The organism is Enterococcus sp. C50, from assembly GCF_040887505.1.
GTDB classification, from domain to species: domain Bacteria; phylum Bacillota; class Bacilli; order Lactobacillales; family Enterococcaceae; genus Enterococcus_B; species Enterococcus_B thailandicus.
Map to the genome: position 1 here is coordinate 92761 of NZ_JBFOFW010000003.1, position 21151 is coordinate 113911.

Consider the following 21151-nt stretch of genomic DNA (forward strand, 5'->3'; position numbering starts at 1 on the left):
TGAAAAGAAGACGACCAAATCAATGAGTATTTGGCTGTCTTCTTTTTTTCTTACCCATAAAAAATGTGCTATATTGAATGGGAGGAGATGTTGAAATGGCAGATATGGTATTAACGATTCCAGAGATTACCTTGCGTTTAGGCTTGGCGATGTTATTTGGGGGCGCGATTGGTTTTGAAAGACAATATAAAAATCGTCCAGCGGGAATGCGCACACATATTTTAGTTTGCATGGGTGCATGTATTATTGCTTTGATCCAAGTGGAAATAGCTGGTGGGGCAGTGCAAGACGCAATGCAACATCCAGATCTTTCAGGTGTGATTCGTTCAGATGAAGCGAGATTGATTGCTCAAGTTGTTAGTGGGATTGGTTTTTTAGGTGCTGGGACAATTATTGTAACAAAGCGCTCGGTGACTGGATTGACAACGGCGGCCTCTCTTTGGGCAGGAGCCGGCCTAGGGATTGCAATCGGGATGGGTTTTTATTCGATTGCGATTATTAGTTTCATTGGTGTGATGATTGCTTTGACAATGGTAAAGCGAATTATTCACGTTCCAACGACAAAAAAATTAGAGATCCAATTTATTCACCGACAGGAGACCAAAGATTTTTTGTCTGATTATTTTGAAGCGAGAAAAATTAAAATTGAAGATGTGAATTTTGATGTTAAATTTGTCGAAGATTATCGCATTTACACGAATATTTACACGATTGATTTACCAAAAGGAATGACTTACACGGACGTGATTGAGGAACTTTCCACGTATAAAAATATTACTAAGTTGCGACTAGTTAGTCTTTCTTGATGAGCAGGAAAGAGGTTGTGGCGCAAAGCGTTCAGCTCTGACAAAATAATGAGCAACTGACAAAAAATAGCTGTCCATATTTTTGGGACAATTGGGCGTTATTGTGAGGAGTTGCTTTGGGAACACCGTGGAAAGAGGTTGTGGCGCAAAGCGTTTAGCTTCAAGCAATAAGGAAATTTTTCTGAAAATAGTTTCGCATATTTTTCTGAAAAAAGACTTATTGCCGAAGAAGTTGCTTTGGGAACACCGTTTACTTACAAAAAGAGACGGGGACAAAACGAAAGACCCAGTCATTTTTAACACATGATTAAATAGAAAAACCACCTAAAATCACCGTTTTTTAAAACGAATTTTAGGCGGTTTTTTCTATTTGGGAAACCTTTGTTTGCTGAGAGAAAGTCTTGATAATTTTCTCTCAAAGATTATCAAGTTTTCTTATTCTAATCCAATCAAATAGTCATCATCTTTCATTGCTTCCACGTGACCTAGTAAATAGCCGTTCCCTACTTGAGAGAAGAAATCATGGTTGCTTGTACCAGTTGAGATTCCATTCATGACGATTGGATTGACATCATTTGCGGTATCTGGGAAAAGTGGATCCATCCCCAAATTCATCAATGCTTTATTTGCATTGTAACGCAAGAAAGTTTTTACTTCCTCTGTCCAACCCATTTCATCATATAACTCTTCTGTATAACGTTCTTCATTTTCATACAATTCATAAAGTAAATTGTACATCCAATCTTTCAATTGTTCTTGTTCTGCTTCAGGTAACTCGTTGTAGCCGAGTTGGAATTTGTAACCAATATACGTTCCATGAACAGATTCATCGCGGATAATCAATTTGATGATTTCAGCAACGTTTGCTAGTTTATTATTTCCTAAATAATAAAGAGGTGTATAAAAACCAGAATAGAAGAGGAATGTTTCTAAGAAAACACTCGCTACTTTTTTCTCTAAAGGTGTACCATTTTTATAAATCTCATTGATGCGTTCCGCTTTGCGTTGTAAATAGATGTTTGTATTGGTCCACTCAAAAATTTCTTCGATTTCTTTTTTGGTATTTAATGTACTGAAAATAGAAGAATAGCTTTTCGCATGAACAGATTCCATAAACTGAATATTGTTTAAAACAGCTTCTTCATGTGGTGTACGGACATCATTTCGTAGCTGATCCATTCCGCTTTCTGATTGGACCGTATCAAGCAATGTCAAACCACCGAATACATGACCAACGGTTTCTTTTTCTAGTTCAGAAAGTGTCCGCCAGTCATCTAAGTCATTTGAAAGTGGGATACGAGTATCTAACCAAAACTGTTCCGTTAACTTTTCCCAGGTAGACTTGTCAATAATATCTTCGATTTCATTCCAGTTAATTGCTTCATAATAAGTTTCTGACATGAGTTTGCTCCTTTATTGATTGTCGTTTCTAAATTCGTTTGCTTGTTAAATGACACAACTTTCACATTGGTTGCTACCGATTTCTTCTGCATCATCGGTAAAGGTACGTACATAATAAATTGATTTCACGCCTTTATGGAAAGCATAGTGACGTAAAATGTTTAAATCACGTGTCGATTGTTTGCTACTTGTTTTCCATTCATATAAGCCTTCTGGAATTTCTGAACGCATAAATAAAGTTAAACTCATTCCTTGATCGACATGCTTTTGTGCAGTTGCATAAATGTCGATGACTTTGCGCATATCCATATCGTAAGCAGAAGTGTAATAAGGAATCGTTTCATTTGAAAGATAAGGTGCAGGATAGTAGATTTTACCGATTTTCTTTTCTTGACGTTCTTCAATCATTCGCGTAATCGGATGAATACTTGCACTTGTATCATTAATGTAAGAAATTGAACCGTTTGGCGCTACAGCCAGACGATTTTGATGATATAGACCATCTTTCATAATCGCTTGTTTTAACTCTTCCCAATCTTGTGCAGTTGGGACGAAGATACCTTCAAATAATGCTTTTACTTTTTCAGATTTTGGTTGGAACTCGCCAGTGATATATTTGTCAAAGTAAGAGCCATTCGCATAGTCTGATTTTTCAAAGTTATGGAAAACTTCCTTACGTTCACGAGCAATTTGATTACTTTCAACTAATGTCCAATAGTTCAGTAACATGAAATAGATATTGGTAAAGTCCAAAGAATCTTCAGAGCCATATTCCATTTGTTCTTTTGCAAAGTAAGTGTGTAAGCCCATCGCACCTAATCCAATGGTATGATTTAGTTGATTTCCATTTTGAATTGGTGGCACAACATCAATATCAGAAGCATCAGTGATGTAGGTTAAGGCACGAGTCATTGTTCGAATGGATTTTCCAAAGTCGGGACTGTCCATCAAGTTAACAATATTTGTTGAACCTAAGTTACATGAAATGTCTGTTCCTAACACTTCGTATTCTTGTTTGCCATTGATGACAGAAGGCGTTTGAACTTGTAAGATTTCAGAACATAGGTTACTCATAATGATTTTACCGTCGATTGGGTTTTCGCGGTTCGCTGTATCAATGTTGATGATATAAGGATAACCAGATTCTTGTTGCAATTTTGAGATTTCATTTTCTAAATCGCGTGCTTTGATTTTTTGTTTCCGAATATTAGGGTTGGCTACTAAGTTGTCATATTCTTTCGTGATGTCAACATAAGAGAACGGAACACCATATTCTTTTTCTACACTATAAGGACTAAATAAATACATTTCTTCGTTTTTACGAGTCAATTCATAGAACTTATCAGGAACAACAATCCCAAGAGAAAGTGTTTTTACACGGATTTTTTCATCAGCATTTTCTTTTTTTGCAGATAAAAAGGCAATGATATCTGGATGGAAAACGTTCAGATAAACAACACCAGCACCTTGACGCTGACCTAATTGATTTGAATAACTAAAGCTATCTTCGAATAATTTCATGACAGGAACGACACCGCTGGCTGCGCCCTCGTAGCCTTTGATAGGAGCCCCTGCTTCACGCAAGTTGGAAAGAGTGATTCCGACACCGCCACCAATGCGAGATAGTTGTAGAGCAGAGTTGATTGAGCGCCCAATCGAGTTCATATCGTCAGTAACTTGTGTTAAGAAACAAGAAACTAATTCGCCACGGCGTTTACGTCCAGCATTCAAGAATGAAGGAGTTGCAGGTTGGTAACGTTGATGGATCATTTCATCAGCTAAAGCCAACGCAAGTGCTTCGTCACCATTTGCAAAATATAAGGCATTAAAAGCTACGCGGTCTTCGTAAGATTCAAGGTAAGCAGAGCCATCATTTGTTTTTAACGCATATTGAGAATAAAATTTATAAGCTGCCATAAATGACTTAAAGGTAAAGTGTTGGTCTGCTAAAAATTGATACAACTTTTCAATAAATTCATCAGAATATAATTGGATAAATTCTGCTTCGATATATTGATTTTCAATCAGATAATCGATTTTTTCTTTGATTGTTGGAAATGTCATCGTATTTGGTTGTACATTTTCCTCAAAAAAAGCTGCAAGAGCTTCTTTATCCTTATTCAAAGGAATTTGACCGTTAACTGGTCGGTTAATCTCGTTGTTTAACTTAAAGTAACTGACATCTTTTAAATTTTTAAGACTCATAAGTACGCCCAACCTTCTTTTCTTTTTGTTTAGTTTTGGAGAATCGTGCTTTAAAAAAGGATTTGGGGCTTTTGGTCGAGCCGTCAAATCCAAGTGTACTACCTATTTTTAGTTGATAAACAAATTAGCTAGCTAATCTGCGTAATTGATCTGGACGGAAACCAATAACCGTTTCAATCTCAGAAGTTGTCACAGGGACGCTTTGGAATCCTTGTTCTTTCAACCAATCAATTGCTTCTGGTTTTTCGTCAATATTTACTTCTTCAAAATCAATTTCGTTATCAGCTAAAAAACGTTTGACCATTTTACATTGCATACAGTTGTTTTTAGAAAAAATTTTTACGTTCATCGTTTGTGCCTCCTCGTAACACATTTCATCGTTATCTATAATCAATAGTATAAAACTCTTAGTAAAAAAGTCAAACAGGAAACACTATATATTGTGTTGTGGAAACTGTGGAATACTAAGTTTTGTGTTTTTTGAAAAACAATTGAAAGCAAGTATCAGTAAGGGAAATCCCATAATTAAGTAAAAATAAGCTGTGGATAACCACTTAAAAAGATTTTTTTTCTCATCAAATTAAAAGAATCTATAACAAAAGTGTAATCTTTCACAATGCTAATTGACTTTCTCAATTGATGGAGTTATTCTTGTTGAGAATGATTATCAATCGTTGTTCTGTTCAACAAAAATAAATAGAAACAAAAAGGAATGAAATCATTTCCCCACATGATTTTTTTCACAAGAAAGGATTTCGGATGGAAACTTTAGCACAAGCAAAACAGAATTTAGTTTACCAAATTGTCAAAATCCAGACAAAAGAGTCTGTCAAAAATCATTTGCAAAATTTAGGAATCATCCCAGGGACCAAAATTGTGGTTGTGAATTTGTCAGGGGAAAACGCAATTCTTCTATTAAAGAACAATCGAATTGCTGTAAATCGAGAATTACTAGCGCAGATTTTTGTGAAGAAGCCAGATTCTATAGCAGAAAGCTGGACATCTCTTGATCAGCTGACTGTTGGCGAAAGCGCGACAGTGGTAGCTCTTCATGGACAAGGTGCAGTGAAACGACGCTTAATGGATATGGGCGTGACGAAAAATGTTCGAGTAGCGATTCGAAAGTTAGCACCGTTAGGCGATCCAATCGAGATTACTTTACGTGGATATGAATTAACATTGCGAAAAAAAGAAGCTGAATTGATTCTTGTTCAAAAGGAGCGAAGTGAATGAGTATTGAAGTTGCGTTAGTTGGTAATCCCAACAGTGGGAAGACGAGTTTATTCAATGCGTTGACGGGAGCCAATCAATATGTTGGAAATTGGCCAGGGGTTACAGTCGAAAAAAAATCAGGTAACCTAAAAAAACATCCAGCAATCCACATTCAAGATTTACCCGGCATTTATTCTCTCTCTCCATATACACCTGAAGAAATGGTTGCTAGAGAATATTTGATTCATGAACGCCCAGATGTTGTGTTGAATATCGTAGATGCGACTAATTTGGAAAGAAACCTTTATCTCACTACGCAGTTACTTGATTTAGGTATTCCGGTTGTTGTCTGCTTAAACATGATGGATGTGGTCAAAAAAGAAGGAAAGACAATCAACCTTGATAAATTGTCTTATGGGTTAGGCGTGCCAGTTATTCCAATGAGCGTTGTCAAAAACCAAGGACTTGAACGTGTCTCAAAGTTGTTAACCAATCAAGAAACCTTTACCGTACCAGAACCATGCGAATACGATCCACGATTGGAAGCAGCATTAAATGAAATTGAAGATGTCTTGCATTTTGATTTCACAATAAAAAATCAGCGTTGGTATGCTCTAAAGTACTTTGAACGAGAAACATTAGCTAGTTCTGAATTAGAGCTAACAACGCAACAAACAAAAGAAATTGAAGAGTTGATTCAGTTAACAGAAAAAATTTTTGCAGAAGAAAGTGAAACTATTCTAGTCAATGAAAGATATGAATTTATCACACAACTAACAGCTTTGAGTGTGGTAGTTGTTGATTCTTTCCAATATTCGTTAAGTGACAAAATTGATCGCATCGTAACGAATCGTTGGTTGGCGTTACCAATCTTTGCGTTAGTGATGTGGTTTATCTATTATTTAGCCATTCAAACAATTGGAACGATGGGAACGGACTGGATCAATGATACGTTCTTTGGCTCATGGGTACCGGAAACGGTTGGAAGCTGGTTACAGGCCGCTCAAGTCGCGGACTGGATGCAGCAACTTATCTTAAATGGAATCATTGCTGGTGTTGGTGCAGTGTTAGGCTTTTTACCGCAACTGATGGTTTTGTTTCTCTGTTTAAGTTTTTTGGAAGATTGTGGGTACATGGCACGGATTGCTTTTGTGATGGACCGTTTATTCCGCAAATTTGGCTTGTCAGGAAAATCGTTCATTCCGATGCTGATTGCAACGGGTTGTGGTGTGCCGGGCGTGATGGCGAGCCGAACAATTGAAAATGAACAAGATCGTCGTTTAACGATTATGGTCACGACATTCATGCCTTGTTCCGCAAAATTACCAATTATTGCATTGATCGCAGGTGCTTTTTTCCCACGTTCTTCATGGGTGGCACCGTCTGCCTACTTTTTAGGAATGAGTGCCATTATTTTATCTGGGATTGCGTTGAAAAAAACGCGCTTATTTGCTGGTGAAACAGCTCCGTTTATTATGGAGTTGCCAATGTATCATTTTCCACAACTTCAGACGATTTTACGACAAACGTATGATCGTTGTAAATCATTTGTGAAAAAAGCAGGAACAATTATTTTTGTTTCAAGTATTGCTGTTTGGTTTTTATCTTCTTACAATTTCCGTGGTCAATCAGTAGCAGAAACCCACAGTATTTTAGCTTGGCTTGGAAGAATCATTGCACCTGTTTTTCAGCCACTTGGCTGGGGAAACTGGCAAGGTGCCGTTGCAACGATTACTGGATTAGTGGCAAAAGAAAATGTGATTGGAACATTTGGAATTCTGTTTGGAAATGCAGAAGTTTCCGAAAATGGACAAGAAATCTGGCAAGTGCTCCGTGGAACGTATACACCAGTTGCTGCCTATTCATTGCTTGCATTTAATTTGTTGTGTGCGCCATGTTTTGCTGCAATTGGTGCAATTCATCGCGAAATGGGTTCGAAAAAATGGACTTGGATTGCGATTGGCTATCAGTGTGGTTTAGCTTACTTAGTCAGCTTTATCATTTATCAAATTGGGCATGTGATCTTTGAAGGTGGCAACTTGTCAATCATGACTTATTTAGCTGGCTTAGTATTGATTGCTTTAGTGTATGGCATCATAAAAAAACCGATGGTACGAAAAGAATCAGTTGTGTCACTTTCATTGGAAGGAGAAAGGTAAGATGGCAACATTTTTATTAAGTGTGTTGATTTTTGGAAGTGCAGGATATATTGTTTATTCTCGCGTGAAGAAAGGCAAGAATTGTGATGATTGTCATACTACTTGTCCAGTGAAAAAAGCATCAAACACTGAAAAATAAGAAAATTGAGTAAGAACGAATAAAAAGCTGAGGTAAGAGCAACACTTTACTTCAGCTTTTTTTGCTTATTTTAACGGAGCATAGTAAGATGATTTTGACAAGATTTGAAAGGGAAGAGGAATAAGCTATGGCGGAAAAGAAAAAAGTTGTTCGTCCACGTTACCAGCAAATTGCAGTGGACTTAGCGGAGCGAATTGTGGAAAATCGTTACAAAGTTGGCGAAAAAATCCATGCCCGTTCAACCTTAGCAAGCACATATAATGCTTCACCAGAAACGACACGTAAAGCAATCAATGTTTTAGTTGATTTGGGAATTATGGAAGTTCGTCATGGTAGTGGTGCATTTGTCGCTTCCAAAGAAAAAGCGAAAGAATTTTTATTACAATATCAAGATGTACAATCCATTCAGGAAACGAAAGCAGATATTATGGCTAGTGTTGAGAAACAAAAAGAAGAGTTGGATCACTTTTCGCAACTTCTGGATCAATTAGTTAACCAAACAAAACGCATCCACAAAATGAATCCATTGTTACCGTTTGAACTGCAATTAAGCAAAAATGCGGAACATTTGGATCAATCAATTAGTGAATTAAACATTTGGCAAGTCACTGGTGCGACAGTCATTGCTATCTCGCATGAAGAAGAGCTACTTGTTTCCCCGGGGCCGTATGCAAAATTTAGCGAAGGTGATACGGTTCACTTTATTGGAAACGAATATACCTTGCAACGAATGATGAATTTTTTCTATCCAGAAGAATAAAAATTGAGTAAAACGCAGAGCGGACAAGCGATTGTTCGCTCTTTTTTTCTTTTTTGACAAAGTGACTACATGATGTTACTATTGTGTGGTCACTTTTTTCATGAAAAAAATTTGAAACTTGCGAAAAAAAGGAGAATTGGTTTGACAAAAGTTGAAGTAAAAAAATTAACAAAGATTTTTGGTAAAAAGACACAAACCGCATTAGAAATGATGCAACAGCATCAACCAAAAACAGAAATTTTAAAGAAAACTGGTGCAACAGTTGGCGTATATGATGTTAATTTCGATGTGAAAGAAGGCGAAATTTTCGTCATCATGGGACTTTCAGGAAGTGGAAAGTCCACATTGATTCGATTATTGAATCGTCTGATTGAGCCAACAGCTGGAAATATTTATATTGATGGGGAAGATGTATCCCAATTAAATAAAGAAGAATTACGTGAAGTTCGTCGTCATAAAATCAACATGGTTTTTCAAAACTTTGGGTTGTTTCCACAACGAACAATTTTAGAAAACACGGAGTATGGATTAGAAGTACGTGGCGTACCTAAAGAAGAGCGTCAGAAGAAAGCGGAACAAGCGTTAGAAAATTCTGGCTTACTTTCATTTAAAGATCAATACCCCAACCAATTATCTGGCGGGATGCAGCAACGCGTCGGTCTAGCACGAGCGCTAGCAAATGATCCGGAAATTTTGTTGATGGACGAGGCTTTTTCTGCGTTGGATCCATTGATTCGTCGTGAGATGCAAGATGAGCTACTTGAATTACAAGCTTCTGTTCAAAAAACAATTATTTTTATCACTCATGATTTAAATGAAGCTTTACGCATTGGGGATCGAATTGCACTAATGAAAGACGGAGAAATTATGCAGATCGGAACAGGAGAAGAAATTTTGACAAACCCTGCGAATGAATATGTCCGTGAATTCGTGGAAGAAGTCGATCGTTCGAAAGTCTTAACCGCCCAAAACATCATGGTGCCAGCTTTAACAACAAATATTGAAGTGGATGGACCAAATGTCGCATTGACACGCATGCGTAGCGAAGAAGTAAGTATGCTGATGGCCGTGGATAAAAAGCGTCACTTGAAAGGAATCATTACAGCTGAAAATGCTTTGGAAGCTCGTCGTCAAAAACGACCGTTGACTGATTTCTTAGATGAAAATGTGACAACAATTGATAAAGATATGCTAGTCAATGATATTTTTAATATCATTTATGATTCACCAACACCACTAGCAGTTGTTGATAATGGCAAGCTACGAGGAGTCGTCATTCGTGGAAGTGTGATTGAAGCGTTGGCAGAAACAAGTGAGGTGAGTGAACATGAATAATTTATTAAACTATCAAATTCCCGTTGCTGATTGGGTCGAAACAATGACGGAATGGTTCACAACGACATTCTCTGGCTTGTTTTCTTTCCTACAGACAATCGGGCAAGCAATCATGACTGGTATAACAAACATTTTGTTGGTTATACCAGCACCAATTTTCATTTTACTATTAACAATAGTAGCTTTCTTTATTTCTAAAAAACGTCTAGGTTTGACTTTATTTACACTGATTGGTTTATGGTTTATCTATAATCAAGGTTTATGGACTGATTTGATGAACACAGTTACTCTTGTTTTATTATCAAGTGTGATTTCAATTATCATTGGCGTGCCTTTAGGAATCTTGATGGCAAAAAGTGATAAAGCACAGAGTGTAATCAAACCGATTCTTGACTTTATGCAAACAATGCCTGGTTTTGTTTATTTAATTCCAGCAGTTGCCTTTTTCGGAATTGGAATGGTACCTGGTGTGTTCGCTTCCGTTATTTTTGCTTTACCGCCAACTGTTCGTTTTACGAATTTAGGCATTCGCCAAGTACCGAAAGAGTTAGTAGAAGCATCGGATTCATTTGGGAGCACAGGTTGGCAAAAATTATTTAAACTAGAATTACCTTTAGCAAAAAATACTATTATGGCTGGGATCAACCAAACAACGATGCTTTCATTATCTATGGTTGTTATTGCTTCAATGATTGGTGCACCTGGGCTGGGTCGTGGAGTACTGTCTGCTTTACAACGAGCGCAAGTTGGGAATGGATTCGTTAATGGTGTTGCTTTAGTTATTTTGGCGATTATCATTGACCGTTTCACACAACACTTGAATCAACCACGTACCAAAAAAGTAAGTGATGTAGCAGGAGCTAAAAGTAAAAAACGTCGTGGAGCCATCATTATTGCAACAGCAGTTATCTTGGTGGGTGCATTAGGTGTCGGTAGCGTCTTTTCAAGTAAAGAAACGAAAAAAATCAACTTATCTTATGTCGAATGGGATACAGAAGTAGCATCAACGAATGTAGTTGGCGAAGTGCTACGTCAAATGGGGTATGATGTGACGATGACGCCCCTCGATAATTCAATCATGTGGGAATCAATTGCAAAAGGTGAATCAGATGGAATGGTTTCTGCTTGGTTGCCAAAAACACATGGTTCTCAATACGCTCAATATAAAGATCAAATCGTTGATCTAGGAGCAAATTTAAAAGGCGCAAAAGTTGGTTTAGTTGTTCCAGACTATATGGATGTTGATTCAATTGCTGATTTAACGAATCAAGCAAATAAAAAAATCATTGGGATCGAACCCGGTGCTGGTGTAGTCAACGCCGCAGAAAATACAATCAATACGTATGATAATCTAGCGGACTGGACAGTCGAAACATCTTCGTCAGGGGCAATGACCGTTGCACTAGGGCAAGCAATTAAAAAGCAAGAACCTATTGTAATCACTGGGTGGTCACCTCACTGGATGTTCGCAAAATATGAGTTGAAATATTTAGAAGATCCTAAAAATGGAATGGGTAGTGAAGAACAGATCCATACAATGGTTCGTAAAGGATTGAAAGAGGATCAAGCTGAAGCATATAAAGTATTGGACCAATTTAATTGGACCAAAGAAGATATGGAAGAAGTTATGCTAGAAATCAACAATGGAAAAGATCCACAAGAAGCTGCTAAAACTTGGATTGAAAATAACCAAGACAAGGTAGCTAGCTGGAAAGCTTAACAGAAGTTGGTTTGTGAGTTTATCAAAAAAGGAGTACAGCCAGTCTGGCTGTACTCCTTTTTGTTATTTTTGCCGTACAAAGAGAAAGTTACCTAGTTGAATGGATGGATGGACTAGTCCTCCTCTAATGGAAGATTGACCATCCAGTTAATTCCGTAGCGGTCGGTGAATGTTCCATAAAGTTTTGCCCAAAAGGTGGGCTCTAAAGGCATAGTGACTTCTCCGGCCTCACTTAATTGTTGGAAAAGCTGCTTGGTTTCTGCTGGGGTTGTTGTCTGAATGACTAAAGCTACATTATTACCGTTAACAACAGGAGCGGACATTCCTTCTGGTGTGTCAGAAAACATAACTCGTGTTCCATAAATCATCAGACTAGCATTTAAAACAAGCTGTTTCTGTTCTTCCGGGATAGAAAAATCAGGTGAACTAGGCATATCTCCAAAAGTTGTCAGGTCGGTACAAGTCACTGAGAAGATTTCTTCGTAAAAATGGATTACTTCTTTTGCTTGATTAGTAAAGGTTAAATAGATGTCCATGTTGGTTCCTCCTAAAGGTTTTTCTGCAGAGTAAAATCTAGTTTGAGTTACTTAAAGTGGATGCCTACGTGACAACGAACAGCTGACAAAGCGACAGTCTGTATTTCATACTTCAAAGCTTAAATGAGTTATTAATGGAAAGCAAACGTTACGCTGTCTGCTGAAAAAGAAAAGGAACAACTAGTTTAAAACAGTAGTGATTCAAATGAAGGTAAGTCTTTTGGGGAACGAAAAGAATTAACCAATTGAGCGCTAAATCAATGCCGCATCTTCTTATCCTATACTCAGTTTAAATTAGTAGAAAACCGCTGGAAGACAATTGCTTTAGTAACGGCCTGTGAAAAATATCAATACTTATTGAGATCGATGATTAAGAGTCATTTCATTAGCTAGAAATATAACGCTGAACAAGGTGTTTCTACTATAAATATGTGTTTATTTGGAAAATGAGAATAGCAGTTAAAGCGAAAATGAGGGAGGATAAGCAGAAAATTAGGAATAGAAGTTTTAATGAATTAGATTCTTTGCGTAGTATTAAGTTGAAAAAAGTAAGTAGCTTATCTGATTTTTATGCTCGAAAACAAAAAAAGAGAATGCGCAGTCTGTCTTCCAAACGTCCGAAGACGCCGACAAACTACCATTCTCGTGGGTTTGGCACCCAATGGGCCGTGAGGGGCTCGAACCCGCGACCCGCTGATTAAGAGTCAGCTGCTCTACCAACTGAGCTAACGGCCCGTACCAAAAGTACTTAATAATATTAGCACTAAGCGTTTTAAAATGCAAGAAGACATAGAAAAAAATCAAAGAAAAGTTTACAAGGTTAGAGAATTTTTTTCATAGTTTATTCATAATTTCTGGCTATTATATAAGCATACCAACAAAAGAAAGTTCTTAATAAAAGAACGAACCCTAACACTTTTTCATTTTTACTCCTTTCCCGCCGATTTTTCGGCGGGCCTCTTATTTCTTAACGAGAATAAAAACAAGCATGCTTTGGCTGGCGTGCTTGTTTTTTTGTGGGAAATAAGCAAGAGTCTGGACTATTACTGCCAATTTGCTAGTTTTTTTTAAACTTATTTTAGCAAAATTAACAGTATAGCTGAGGTATGCTAATCTTCAGTAGGTCCTAAACTTAGATCATTTTGTCTGCAGCATCAGCAGTTACGCTAAAAAAGGCAGTTATTCATTTTGTGACACGAGCTATCCTCTCTCAAAAGAATGTTTGGAAGGATAGCTCGTAAAATTCATAATAAATTTTCGATTTCAAAAGATACAAAGAAATCTTTTAGGGTTAAGCAAATCGGGTAAACAAAGTTGTTTATTATTCTTCATTCACCAGTTTCGTCTTGTTATTTTCCATCACTTTGAAAAATGGGTAATAGATGACAGCACTGATAAGAATTAGTACGAGACAAAAGACAATATTTCGCCAATCCATACTTGAAAGATACGCCTGTGCAAAAAACGGTGTGAAGGACGGATCTACGATAAATCCTAGACCAATCAATCCCAGTTTTTGAGCAAAATAGGTTAGTAATAAAGAGACGATTGGCGTAACTAAAAATGGAATTGCCAAAATTGGATTGAAAACAATGGGTAAACCGAAAATAATTGGTTCATTTATGGAACAAATTCCAGGAATAATCGATAGTTTTCCAATCGTACGATATTCTGAAACTTTGCTACGCATCATTAAAATGACTAAACCAAGTGTTCCGCCAGCACCACCTAAAACAGAGATGCGGAACATTTGTAGATTCATAAGATGGGTCATCGTTTCGCCATTAGACATTTGCTCGGCATTCAGTCCAGTTTGTGCCATCCCCAAAGTAAAGACGATTGGAAAAATAATTGATGAACCGTTAATTCCAAATAACCATAAGATATTTCCTAAAGTAACTATTAACAGGAACCCGCCAAGACTCCCAGCAATGTCAGTTGCAGGTGTTAGCACGCTCATAATTGTTTCTGGGAAAATCTTTTTAGTTGTACTCAAGAAGAGTAAGTTAATTCCATAAAAAAGAATGATATTCGTCAATAGCGGGACCAAGGTGTTGATAAAGGTTGCTACCATGGGTGGTACGGTATCTGGTAATTTTAATTTAATATCTTTTACTTCAAATAATCGATTGATTTCAACAACCAGAAGTCCAATGATAATAGCCACAAATAATCCATTTGTTCCTAAATAATTTAAATTTATCGTTCCGTCTGTCACAGGTGTGCATACCATTAGAAAAATAACTGTTGCGACCATACCGTTCATAGATGGATTGATTTTGTATTCACTAGCAAGAGAAAAAGCAATCCCAAAAACACTAATTAGTCCGATAAGTCCCATAGTTAAATTGTACGGTGCAGTAATCAAATCATAATTTGCAACTGCGAAATCTTTCCAGCCTGCCATAAATTTCAGGAAAAAATTGGCTGTTTCGGGAGTATATTGATCTAAGTTGATAGGTGGGTTAGCAAAAATCAGAAAAAAAGAACCAATTACAATAAACGGTAAACCAAACATCATACCACTAGAAATTGCTTTAAGATGTCGCTGATTCCCAATTTTTGCAGCAATAGGGCTAAGCATGTCGTTGAGTTTTGTAATGATCGTAGAATTTTCCATAAAATTTCCTCCTTATACTTGCCAAGGATTAAAAACAAAGGTACTTGGAACCACGTGCGTTGGATCATATTTTTCTATGATTGCTTCATATTGTTCTTTGTAGTTGTTAGTTACTTTTGCTTGTGGAACCACTTTACTGGCTTCATGTAAGAAATGTTCTGAACCTCGTCCCATTTCTTGGCCACGAGTTGTATGCTTGTCGAGTGCGATATCTGGAATTTCAGGTACATAACCCATGGCAAAACTCTTTATCACAATATTTTTGAGTAAATCAGATGAACGATCTTTTTCTGACTCGCACAAGTAACGAATGGCATGAAAGAAAAACATTGCACGATCTGATTCATTATATTGAAACTCTTTACGCATCATGTTCAAGTTATTAATCATGATTGCAGCCATTGAATTTCCCATTCCAACATCTTCCACACTGATAGCTAATAATCGACGCCATAATTTTTCTTCAAATTGCGGTGAAGTGATGTACATCTCATAGGCAAATTCACAGGCTTCTTTTTCTTTTCCTCTACGAATAGATTTTTGTAACGCGGAAATAACTTCGTCCCCTCGCAAACCATTTCTAGTAACCATTTTCGCCCAAGGGTCTTGAATAAACTGTTTTTCTGTCATAATATAATACTCCTAACTAAAGAATTGAATTTGAGGTGAACCTGTTGAATACGGAAACGCTAATTGAAAAATATCAGTTGAATGATTCAGAAGCTGCTGTTTTGCGATTTATGGATAAAAACCGTGAAACATTAAAAAATTTAGGTATTCGTGACGTAGCAAAAGAAACGTATGTCTCAACTGCAACGATTGTTAATATGGCAAAAAAGATTGGTTATTCTGGTTATAGTGAACTAGTTTTTGCTTATGGAAACAAGCAGTCTTCAAACAATTTCTCAAGTACTTTCTCAAGTGCCGACAGAGATACGTTCGTCCACTTGCTATCCGCCTATCGCGAAAAAAGAATCATGATTTTAGGATCAGGTTTTTCTCAAAATATCGCTAATCATTTTTCTGAAACATTTAATCTTTATGGATTTCGTGCAACAGCTAACAGTCACTTAGAATTTCTTCGCGAAAATGTTGAAAAAGATGTTCTGATTATTATTATTTCGAATTCTGGCGATACTTTTCGTTTAACAGAACTTGCAGAAATGGCAAAAAATCATCGAATCGATGTAATTGCCTTTGTTGGCGAAAAAAATTCTCGAATTGGACAGTTAGCAACGTTAACAATTAGTACAGAGACATATACAGCACAGGTTTTGTCAGAATATCAACCTAATCTTTTCTTTGGAACAGCATTAAATCAATTCGAACAATTACTAAGTGAAGCGTTAAAATCGATCTTTGAGTAGAAGAACGAGGTGGCCACTGTTTCTTCATTTCTTAGTATAAATATTGGGCTTGAAATTGTAAGGGGTTTCCTTGAGTTGTGAACATGTTTGTTAATTTATAAACGTGTTTAGAGGAAGCGGGTAGATCACAAAAAGTCCATTTGCTTAATATAGATGAAAATCGGATACATTTACTGTGCTTAATGTACAACTGTTAAAAATATATTTTATAAAAAAATGTTCTTTCTTCGCGCATTCTGGTGAAAGTATCAATGAAGTCCGGCTAGAAGTTTTCTATATTAATAAAAATGATTGACCTAAAATTCTGAAAAGGATTTTGGGTCAATCATTTTTGCTGTTCGAGACGATGGTTCACGTTGTTCAAATTTTTTGTGTAATGAAAATTAAGAAAGTATCTAGTTTTGAAAACTAGATTGAATGTTTTTGATAACTTTGATATGATGTGGATGAAATTAGAAAAGGAGACGAACTAATGGAAAAAATGCGTGAACAATTAGTTGCGTGGGGAACAGATATTGAAACCTTTCGTTTGCCGCGTTGGGAAGAATTACCCGATTTAGAATTATACATGGATCAGGTAATCACTCTGATTGATCGTTATTTATCACCGATTATCCAAGGCGAAAAGCATCCATTATTGACGTCCTCAATGGTCAATAATTACGTCAAGCAAGGCTTGATTCCAGCGCCAATCAAAAAACGTTACAATAAGCGACATGTTGCTTTTTTAATCGCGATTACAACTTTGAAACAAGTTTTGACGATTCCAGAAATCAAAGATGGAATTTTGTTTCAAGGAAAAGTGATTGGTATTCGTGAAGCCTATAATTTATTTTGTGAAGAACAAGAAGCAGCGATTCATTTAATCAGTCAACAAGCACAAGGAAAAGAGCAAGCACCACTCATTTTAAATCAAACAATGGCAGTCGAAATGATTGCTGTCAAAACGGCGACATTATCTTTTGCCTTAAAACTACTTGCAGAAAAAACAATTATGTTAGAAACAGATTATCTAAAAGGGGAGAAACCAAATGAATAAAGAAAAAATTGCAATTTTAGTCGATTCAGGTACAGATGTTCCGGCAGAATTGATGGAACAATATCAGATGTATATGATTCCTTTGAAAATTATTTATTCAGATCGTGAATATATTGATAAGGTAGACATTACCCCAGAAGAGATTTATGAAAAGTTACCAACAGAAATTCCAGGAACTTCACTACCTGATGGTGAAACGATTACTGCTATTTTTGATCAAATCAAAGCAGATGGGTACGAAAAAGTGCTAGCAATTACAATTTCTAGTGGCTTATCTGGCACCTATAATGTTGTGCGATTGATTGCTGAACAACAAACGGCGTTAGAAACGTATATCCTTGATACAAAAAATATTGGAATTGGTGCGGGTTTCTCAGCTATTCAGGCAGCAAAATGGCTTGAAGAGGGAGTGAACTGGCAAACATTGATTAACAAATTGGAAACTCTAGTGAAGCAAACGAAAGTGTTTTTCAATGTAGCGACACTTGAATACTTACAAAAAGGTGGTCGAATTGGTTTAGTTGCATCCATTTTAGGAACAGCTTTGAAATTGAATCCAATCATTTCATGTAATGAGGAAGGAATCTATTACACGGTTGCTAAAGCCAGAGGTCGCAAAAAAAGTCTGGATAAAACTGTAGCGTTAATTAAAGAGCGAGTAGGCGATGCAAAAGTTTTCAATTTGGCTGTCGCACATGGAGCTGCGGAAGAGGAAGCGCATGCAATGGAAGCAAGGTTGCGCCAAGAGTTTCCACAAGTGCAACAAATGTATTTTGGCCAAATTTCACCGGCTCTCGTAGTTCATACTGGACCTGGTTTATTAGGTGTAGGTGTTCAAATTTTGGAAGCCTGATTGAAAAATATGTCTCAGAAATGTAAATCCTTGGAAATTTTCAAGAAAATGATATAATTGCAAGGAAAGGGGATGTATTTTTTTATGAAAAAAGGTATCGCAGAATTTATTGGCACTTATATTCTAGTCTTTGTTGGGACTGGCGCAGCCGTACTAGGCGGAGGAGCAGAAGGGATTGTTGGGATTGCTGGCATCGCGTTAGCATTTGGTTTAACAATTGTTGCAGCAGCTTACAGTATTGGTACTGTGTCTGGCGCTCATTTGAATCCAGCTGTTTCGATTGCAATGTGGATGAATAAAAGAATTTCAGTTACTGAATTAGTTTATTATATCGTAGGTCAAGTTGTTGGGGCATTTGCAGCTTCATTAACATTATCTGGTTTGCTTGACTCAGCAGGTAAAAGTGTTGAAAACTTAGGACAAAATGTTTTTGAAATGGGTACAGTAGGTGCATTATCAGTTGAAATTATTTTAACTTTTATCTTTGTATTAGTTATCATGACTGTTACCAGCCAAACAAAAGGAAACAGCAGCTTAGCTGGTCTAGTGATTGGTTTGTCATTAACATTGATTCACTTCGTTGGGATTCCATTAACAGGAATGTCAGCTAACCCAGCACGTAGTTTAGCACCAGCTGTTTTAGTTGGTGGTCAAGCGTTAGAACAAGTTTGGGTATTTATCGTTGCGCCAATCGTAGGTGGGATTCTTGCAGCACTTGTTGCAAAATATCTATTAAATACTGAAAACGATAGCGTAGAAGCTTAAGCCTTCTTAAAAGAAAAGTCAGGACAGAAATGTTCTGGCTTTTTTTAGTAGCTTGAATTGTCAAATTAAGTGCAACGTTACTCCAAAAAATATTTCGTAGGGTGTTTTCCAGTGTAAATATTTTCTTGGCCGTAAATTTAATTTAAGAATATATTGATCAATTGCTTCATCAGTAACACTATCCATCTCTTTATTTTTTGGTAAATACTCTCTGAGTAAACCATTGGTGTTCTCATTTGTCCCTCGTTGCCAAGGCGCATGCGAATCAGGAAAATAGAAAGGAACACCATTAAGAGCTTTCGTGATTTCTGAATGTTTTGAAAACTCTTTTCCACGATCAGGAGTGATTGATTTCACTCGACTAGGATGGATAGAGGAAAATAATTCAATGAACGTGTCCTTAACAAATAGGGATAGTTTCTTCTCAATTTTTCCTCTTCTCTCAACATGATGTTTGGCATGTCTTGTTTTTCCGCGGCGTCTAAGTGAACGAACCAATCCTCGATTTCCATGGCTTAGAGGCTCTGTTTCAAAAAGTCCATTATAAATACCACGATAAATTGTCGTGTAGCTTATAGCAATACCAGTTCGTTCACTTTTTAAACGATGAGAAATTTCTTCAGGAGACCATTGTTCTTCTACAAATAATCTTCGAACGATAGTCCAGACCCTGTTGTTAGACAAGAGTAATTTTCGCCCACAGTTCTGTTTTCTATAAGAATATATAGTTTGAGCAAGCACAGGAGAATACGTAGTATTTTTTGTATTACGTTTAAGTTCTCTCAATATTGTAGAAGGGCTACGCTTCATAAGAGAAGCAATGGAACGTATAGCCTTTCCTTGATTGAAGAATAAAAATATGTTTTCTCGCTCGAGTATTGTAAGATGGTTATAGTGGCTCATAGCTGTCTTCCTTTCAAATAGTGTTCTAAACAAACCTATTTTAACTGGATTTTAGCTATGAGTCTTTTTTTGTAATCAACTGTTGCACTTAAAGTGTATATTCAAGAGATAAAAAATTGGGGAAATGATTCATTTTTTGAAAGAGTAATTTATATTTAATTCTTTTTATATGATATCAAAATCAATTTATTTAAAATAAGGAACAGTTACCACAAAAATAGGAAACTATTTTGTGTTTTTGTTCCTTGTTTTTTTGTGGGCTTGAACGCTTTGTGCCACAATCTTTATTCACGGTGTTCCCAAAGTAGCTTCTTCGGTAATAAGACCTCTTTTCTTAAAAATATGGAAAGCTATTTTTAGAAAAGATTCCTTATTACTTGAAGCTAACCACTTTGTGCCACAACCTTATGTACGGTGTTCCCAAAGCAACTCCTCGAAATAATTCACAACTGTCCAAAAATATGAAAAGCTATTTTTGTCAGTTGCTCATTATTTTTTCGAAGCTAAACGCTTTGCGCCACAACCTTTTTAAGTTTCCATTTCATTTCAAAAGCAAGGATGAAACAAATCTCGAAATACGGTATAATGAAAAGGTATGACAATAATAAAAAAGAGGTGGCTCTTTATGAAGAAAATTTTAGTTGTCGATGACGAAAAGCCGATTTCGGATATCGTTAAGTTTAATTTAACAAAAGAAGGTTACGATGTTTACACTGCGTACGATGGCGAAGAAGCCTTAGAAAAAGTCGAAGAGGTAGTACCTGATTTGATTTTATTAGATTTGATGTTACCAAAAATGGATGGGCTAGAAGTAGCACGAGAAGTTCGTAAAACTTATGACATGCCGATCATCATGGTAACTGCAAAAGATTCTGAAATTGATAAAGTTTTAGGATTAGAACTTGGTGCGGATGACTACGTGACAAAACCGTTTTCGAATCGAGAATTGGTAGCTCGTGTCAAAGCCAATTTACGTCGTGGCGCAGCAGCTGCAAAAGAAGTGGAAGAGGTAACACCATCAGAACTAACAATTGGTGATTTAACAATCCACCCAGATGCTTACATGGTAACGAAACGTGGCGAAACAATTGAGTTGACACATCGTGAGTTTGAGTTGCTTTTCTATCTAGCAAAACATATTGGACAAGTAATGACACGTGAGCATTTACTACAGACTGTTTGGGGTTACGACTATTTTGGTGATGTCCGAACAGTTGATGTTACTGTACGTCGTTTGCGCGAAAAAATCGAAGATAATCCAAGTCACCCGAACTATTTAGTTACGCGTCGTGGCGTCGGTTACTACTTGCGTAACCCAGAACAGGAGTAAT

Annotated in this window: 19 protein-coding genes and 1 tRNA gene; 12 read left to right on the forward strand and 8 right to left on the reverse strand. The window is 36.8% G+C overall.

The window, feature by feature from the left end:
* Nucleotides 1-95 precede the first annotated feature (95 nt).
* Complete coding sequence (locus tag AB3I20_RS05250) at nucleotides 96-806, forward strand: MgtC/SapB family protein (RefSeq protein WP_067482927.1); 711 nt, start codon at nucleotides 96-98, stop codon at nucleotides 804-806.
* Nucleotides 807-1241: 435 nt separating this feature from the next.
* Here AB3I20_RS05250 and nrdF read toward each other — a convergent pair whose 3' ends face one another.
* The 3 genes from nrdF to nrdH form a co-directional block, all read right to left on the reverse strand.
* Nucleotides 1242-2207 (reverse strand): class 1b ribonucleoside-diphosphate reductase subunit beta, encoded by a 966-nt coding sequence (nrdF, locus tag AB3I20_RS05255; protein WP_067482926.1) that lies wholly within the window; start codon nucleotides 2205-2207, stop codon nucleotides 1242-1244.
* 45 nt (nucleotides 2208-2252) lie between these two features.
* Nucleotides 2253-4412, reverse strand: coding sequence for a class 1b ribonucleoside-diphosphate reductase subunit alpha (gene nrdE / locus AB3I20_RS05260; RefSeq protein WP_067482924.1), 2160 nt, complete (start codon nucleotides 4410-4412; stop codon nucleotides 2253-2255).
* A gap of 124 nt (nucleotides 4413-4536) precedes the next feature.
* Nucleotides 4537-4761 carry a glutaredoxin-like protein NrdH gene (gene nrdH, locus AB3I20_RS05265; protein WP_067482923.1) on the reverse strand — a complete coding sequence of 75 codons (225 nt, stop codon included), beginning with the start codon at nucleotides 4759-4761 and terminating at the stop codon, nucleotides 4537-4539.
* A 410-nt stretch (nucleotides 4762-5171) separates the two neighbouring features.
* Here nrdH and AB3I20_RS05270 point away from each other — a divergent pair, with 410 nt between their 5' ends.
* From AB3I20_RS05270 to AB3I20_RS05295, 6 genes are all read left to right on the forward strand, one after another.
* Nucleotides 5172-5645: a ferrous iron transport protein A gene (locus tag AB3I20_RS05270; RefSeq protein ID WP_067482922.1), complete on the forward strand. Its 474-nt coding sequence runs from the start codon at nucleotides 5172-5174 to the stop codon at nucleotides 5643-5645.
* Nucleotides 5642-7783 carry a ferrous iron transport protein B gene (gene feoB, locus AB3I20_RS05275; RefSeq protein ID WP_071868946.1) on the forward strand — a complete coding sequence of 714 codons (2142 nt, stop codon included), beginning with the start codon at nucleotides 5642-5644 and terminating at the stop codon, nucleotides 7781-7783. The genes AB3I20_RS05270 and feoB overlap by 4 nt, the downstream gene beginning before the upstream one ends.
* Nucleotide 7784: 1 nt before the next feature.
* Nucleotides 7785-7922, forward strand: coding sequence for a FeoB-associated Cys-rich membrane protein (locus AB3I20_RS05280; protein WP_095803826.1), 138 nt, complete (start codon nucleotides 7785-7787; stop codon nucleotides 7920-7922).
* Between the two features lie 127 nt (nucleotides 7923-8049).
* A complete protein-coding gene (locus tag AB3I20_RS05285) occupies nucleotides 8050-8682 on the forward strand; it encodes a GntR family transcriptional regulator (protein ID WP_067482918.1) in 633 nt (210 codons plus the stop codon).
* 141 nt (nucleotides 8683-8823) lie between these two features.
* Nucleotides 8824-10017: a glycine betaine/L-proline ABC transporter ATP-binding protein gene (locus AB3I20_RS05290; RefSeq protein WP_071868952.1), complete on the forward strand. Its 1194-nt coding sequence runs from the start codon at nucleotides 8824-8826 to the stop codon at nucleotides 10015-10017.
* The gene (locus tag AB3I20_RS05295) at nucleotides 10010-11737 is read left to right on the forward strand and encodes an ABC transporter permease/substrate binding protein (protein WP_368027058.1); all 1728 of its coding nucleotides are present in this window, start codon (nucleotides 10010-10012) and stop codon (nucleotides 11735-11737) included. Before AB3I20_RS05290 ends, AB3I20_RS05295 begins: the two co-directional genes overlap by 8 nt.
* Before the next feature lie 113 nt (nucleotides 11738-11850).
* On the opposite strand, the gene AB3I20_RS05300 is transcribed toward AB3I20_RS05295, so the two are convergent.
* From AB3I20_RS05300 to AB3I20_RS05315, 4 genes are all read right to left on the reverse strand, one after another.
* Nucleotides 11851-12273 carry a VOC family protein gene (locus AB3I20_RS05300; RefSeq protein ID WP_067482913.1) on the reverse strand — a complete coding sequence of 141 codons (423 nt, stop codon included), beginning with the start codon at nucleotides 12271-12273 and terminating at the stop codon, nucleotides 11851-11853.
* Between the two features lie 662 nt (nucleotides 12274-12935).
* Nucleotides 12936-13008 (reverse strand) — tRNA-Lys (locus AB3I20_RS05305).
* Between the two features lie 586 nt (nucleotides 13009-13594).
* Entirely contained in the window at nucleotides 13595-14893 is a 1299-nt protein-coding gene (locus AB3I20_RS05310; RefSeq protein WP_067482912.1) for a PTS sugar transporter subunit IIC, read from the reverse strand.
* 12 nt (nucleotides 14894-14905) lie between these two features.
* Nucleotides 14906-15523 (reverse strand): hypothetical protein, encoded by a 618-nt coding sequence (locus AB3I20_RS05315; protein ID WP_067482911.1) that lies wholly within the window; start codon nucleotides 15521-15523, stop codon nucleotides 14906-14908.
* 44 nt (nucleotides 15524-15567) lie between these two features.
* Here AB3I20_RS05315 and AB3I20_RS05320 point away from each other — a divergent pair, with 44 nt between their 5' ends.
* The 4 genes from AB3I20_RS05320 (at nucleotide 15568) to AB3I20_RS05335 (ending at nucleotide 18917) form a co-directional block, all read left to right on the forward strand.
* Entirely contained in the window at nucleotides 15568-16260 is a 693-nt protein-coding gene (locus tag AB3I20_RS05320; protein ID WP_067482909.1) for a MurR/RpiR family transcriptional regulator, read from the forward strand.
* Nucleotides 16261-16732: 472 nt separating this feature from the next.
* Nucleotides 16733-17299, forward strand: coding sequence for a DUF1836 domain-containing protein (locus AB3I20_RS05325; RefSeq protein ID WP_067482907.1), 567 nt, complete (start codon nucleotides 16733-16735; stop codon nucleotides 17297-17299).
* Nucleotides 17292-18152 carry a DegV family protein gene (locus AB3I20_RS05330; protein WP_067482905.1) on the forward strand — a complete coding sequence of 287 codons (861 nt, stop codon included), beginning with the start codon at nucleotides 17292-17294 and terminating at the stop codon, nucleotides 18150-18152. Before AB3I20_RS05325 ends, AB3I20_RS05330 begins: the two co-directional genes overlap by 8 nt.
* 84 nt (nucleotides 18153-18236) lie before the next feature.
* On the forward strand, nucleotides 18237-18917 hold the full coding sequence (locus tag AB3I20_RS05335) for an MIP/aquaporin family protein (protein WP_067482903.1): 681 nt from the start codon (nucleotides 18237-18239) through the stop codon (nucleotides 18915-18917).
* A 60-nt stretch (nucleotides 18918-18977) separates the two neighbouring features.
* Here AB3I20_RS05335 and AB3I20_RS05340 read toward each other — a convergent pair whose 3' ends face one another.
* On the reverse strand, nucleotides 18978-19820 hold the full coding sequence (locus tag AB3I20_RS05340; protein WP_368027060.1) for an IS30 family transposase: 843 nt from the start codon (nucleotides 19818-19820) through the stop codon (nucleotides 18978-18980).
* A gap of 625 nt (nucleotides 19821-20445) precedes the next feature.
* Between AB3I20_RS05340 and yycF the strand changes: the two genes are divergently transcribed.
* Nucleotides 20446-21150, forward strand: coding sequence for a response regulator YycF (gene yycF, locus AB3I20_RS05345; protein ID WP_067482900.1), 705 nt, complete (start codon nucleotides 20446-20448; stop codon nucleotides 21148-21150).
* The last annotated feature ends 1 nt before the right edge of the window (nucleotide 21151 follow it).

What these genes read in the sequence shown, in the direction of transcription:
- AB3I20_RS05285 (WP_067482918.1), top strand. Translation starts at nt 8,050, where the DNA reads ATGGCGGAAAAGAAAAAAGTTGTTCGTCCACGTTACCAGCAAATTGCA.
- nrdH (WP_067482923.1), bottom strand. Translation starts at nt 4,761, where the DNA reads ATGAACGTAAAAATTTTTTCTAAAAACAACTGTATGCAATGTAAAATG.
- AB3I20_RS05300 (WP_067482913.1), bottom strand. Translation starts at nt 12,273, where the DNA reads ATGGACATCTATTTAACCTTTACTAATCAAGCAAAAGAAGTAATCCAT.
- AB3I20_RS05270 (WP_067482922.1), top strand. Translation starts at nt 5,172, where the DNA reads ATGGAAACTTTAGCACAAGCAAAACAGAATTTAGTTTACCAAATTGTC.
- nrdE (WP_067482924.1), bottom strand. Translation starts at nt 4,412, where the DNA reads ATGAGTCTTAAAAATTTAAAAGATGTCAGTTACTTTAAGTTAAACAAC.
- nrdF (WP_067482926.1), bottom strand. Translation starts at nt 2,207, where the DNA reads ATGTCAGAAACTTATTATGAAGCAATTAACTGGAATGAAATCGAAGAT.
- AB3I20_RS05330 (WP_067482905.1), top strand. Translation starts at nt 17,292, where the DNA reads ATGAATAAAGAAAAAATTGCAATTTTAGTCGATTCAGGTACAGATGTT.
- AB3I20_RS05315 (WP_067482911.1), bottom strand. Translation starts at nt 15,523, where the DNA reads ATGACAGAAAAACAGTTTATTCAAGACCCTTGGGCGAAAATGGTTACT.
- AB3I20_RS05335 (WP_067482903.1), top strand. Translation starts at nt 18,237, where the DNA reads ATGAAAAAAGGTATCGCAGAATTTATTGGCACTTATATTCTAGTCTTT.
- feoB (WP_071868946.1), top strand. Translation starts at nt 5,642, where the DNA reads ATGAGTATTGAAGTTGCGTTAGTTGGTAATCCCAACAGTGGGAAGACG.
- AB3I20_RS05295 (WP_368027058.1), top strand. Translation starts at nt 10,010, where the DNA reads ATGAATAATTTATTAAACTATCAAATTCCCGTTGCTGATTGGGTCGAA.
- AB3I20_RS05310 (WP_067482912.1), bottom strand. Translation starts at nt 14,893, where the DNA reads ATGGAAAATTCTACGATCATTACAAAACTCAACGACATGCTTAGCCCT.
- AB3I20_RS05325 (WP_067482907.1), top strand. Translation starts at nt 16,733, where the DNA reads ATGGAAAAAATGCGTGAACAATTAGTTGCGTGGGGAACAGATATTGAA.
- AB3I20_RS05250 (WP_067482927.1), top strand. Translation starts at nt 96, where the DNA reads ATGGCAGATATGGTATTAACGATTCCAGAGATTACCTTGCGTTTAGGC.
- AB3I20_RS05340 (WP_368027060.1), bottom strand. Translation starts at nt 19,820, where the DNA reads ATGAGCCACTATAACCATCTTACAATACTCGAGCGAGAAAACATATTT.
- AB3I20_RS05280 (WP_095803826.1), top strand. Translation starts at nt 7,785, where the DNA reads ATGGCAACATTTTTATTAAGTGTGTTGATTTTTGGAAGTGCAGGATAT.
- yycF (WP_067482900.1), top strand. Translation starts at nt 20,446, where the DNA reads ATGAAGAAAATTTTAGTTGTCGATGACGAAAAGCCGATTTCGGATATC.